The sequence below is a fragment of the Phormidesmis priestleyi BC1401 genome (assembly GCF_001650195.1).
Taxonomy (GTDB): Bacteria; Cyanobacteriota; Cyanobacteriia; order Leptolyngbyales; family Leptolyngbyaceae; genus Phormidesmis_A; species Phormidesmis_A priestleyi_B.
In genome coordinates this window covers 1-1,980 of sequence record NZ_LXYR01000147.1, presented here as the reverse complement: position 1 = coordinate 1,980, position 1,980 = coordinate 1, and the positions used below count along the sequence as shown (strand labels likewise).

Annotated in this window: 2 protein-coding genes; one reads left to right on the top strand and one right to left on the bottom strand. The window is 47.6% G+C overall.

What is annotated here, in order from left to right; translation table 11 throughout:
• Positions 1-21 precede the first annotated feature (21 nt).
• Positions 22-1,410: an RNA-guided endonuclease InsQ/TnpB family protein gene (locus tag A8707_RS26055; protein WP_068820352.1), complete on the bottom strand. Its 1,389-nt coding sequence runs from the start codon at positions 1,408-1,410 to the stop codon at positions 22-24.
• A 68-nt stretch (positions 1,411-1,478) separates the two neighbouring features.
• Between A8707_RS26055 and tnpA the strand changes: the two genes are divergently transcribed.
• Positions 1,479-1,892, top strand: coding sequence for an IS200/IS605 family transposase (gene tnpA, locus A8707_RS26050; protein WP_068820350.1), 414 nt, complete (start codon positions 1,479-1,481; stop codon positions 1,890-1,892).
• Positions 1,893-1,980: the final 88 nt, after the last annotated feature.

Here is a 1,980-nt window from a genome sequence, read left to right as displayed (position 1 = left end):
GTGACATACTCCTACCCTGAATCAAAGATTACAGGGTAGGCTTCCAACAGCCCGATGAAGGGTATGCAGGATTTCCTTCGTGGTACTTTGATCCATAGTTCCAACTACGGTTAACTTCCCACTACGGCGTTTTATGCTTGGAAAAATGCCCAATCCAAGCCTTTTTAGGTTGATGGCGGCGTTGATATCGCGGTCAACCTTCAAAGAATGCTGCTCATCCCAATAGTCTCTGATGCTGCAATCGGTGAAGATGATTTCATCCCGGTAGCACAGCACCATTGAGGAATAAGCAGGTTTTTGTGAAATGACGACTGATCCAGCTTTTGCGGCTATGTATTCCAGCGTCTTGAAAAAGTTACCAAACGCCGCATCCGACCAAGACTTATTCAGTCCTGACTTTGCAGATTGACCATTAGGAAGAAACGTACCCGCTTCATCCTGTTTGGCTTGATTGCGTCTGGTCAAACCTTTGAGATTGAGGTCTTCAGAGAAGAAGACTTTCTTGCCAGTTCTCACCAATTTGTGAGCGGTTTTGTAGTGAAAATCTTGGCGTGAACGAGCAATCTTTTGATGCTGTTTCGCCTCTCGTTTTGCCAGCCTACGGCGTGACTTAGAACCCCGTTTGCGCTTGTTTCGCTTCGTTGAGATGTGGTCAAGCTTTGCCTGATTCTTACGCAACGGCTTCAAAGATGGCAGCTTCTCACCGTCTGACGTTGCGAGGTAAACGTCTTCATGCAACACCGCGTCCAAACCCAGCGAGTTATCCCAAGTGGGGGTGATCTCTTCTTTGCTGAATTCAGGCACGTCTGGGTCTTCCAGGATTAACTGAACGAACCAACCATCCGCCTTGTGGGTGACGCTGACTTGCTTGATGATGAATCCGTCTGGAATGGCACGGTGCATCCGAACCTTGACGACTCCCAACTTGGGAAGACGAAGATACAGCCAGTTCTTGCGAACCAGTGAAATCTTAATCGCCTTACCATCTGCAAACGTCAGGGTCTTAAAACTGGCAACGGACTTAAATCTCGGTCTTCCTGATTTATTGCCGTTGCTGTCTCCCACGATGAATCGCTCAAACGCTTTGTCAAGGCGCTTTGAAACATCTTGCAGCACACTCGCATCGACGCGAGAGAAGTCCAGCAGTTCGCCGCTATGAAAGACCTTTACCAAGTCTTTTTTGAGGACTGGCAACTGCTTCTTCTGAGCGTAGAAGTTTGGCTTGTCGCGCAAGGTCGCAATGCTGCTCACCAATGGGCAAGCGTCAACGCTGGTACGATTCATCTCCCACCAATCAAATCGGTCTCCCAATTGGCGGTTATACCAATAGCGGGAGACTCTGAGCCAATCGTTTAGCTCAATCTTCTGCTTAGTGTCGGGGTAGAATCTGTACTGAAACGTTGTCTTCATCACGCCTTCGGCTTTTACGATTGACTTAGTGTTATCGTACCACAATCAAAATACTTAGTGTTAAGGCTATGAGTAGAGATTTTATCCACAAGGCAAGGGGTGTTTCGGACCTGAAGTGTCACTTAGTGTTAACGCCAAAATACCGTAGAAAACTATTCAACGAGCCGATGCTGACTCGGTTAGAAGCAATCTTCAAGGCGCTGATGGAGAAATGGGAGGGTCGGTTGATTGAGTTCAATAGTGAGACTGATCATGTCCATCTGCTGATTCAGTACACGCCTCAGACCGAACCGAGTAAGCTCATCAATAATCTGAAAACGGTTTCCAGTCGCTATCTCAGAAAAGAGTTTGCAGAGCGGGTCAATCAGTTTTATCGAAAAGATGTTTTATGGACAAATGGCTACTTCATCGCGTCCTGTGGAGGGGTGACGGTTGAGCAACTTAAGCAGTACATCGAAGAACAAGATCGCCCCGTTGAGTAGCGTAGGAGTTTGCTCGTTAACTCGCACGGCTTTCACCGCCACACCAAATTAAAAATTATGGTGTGGGGACTCCCGCCTGCCTAGCTAG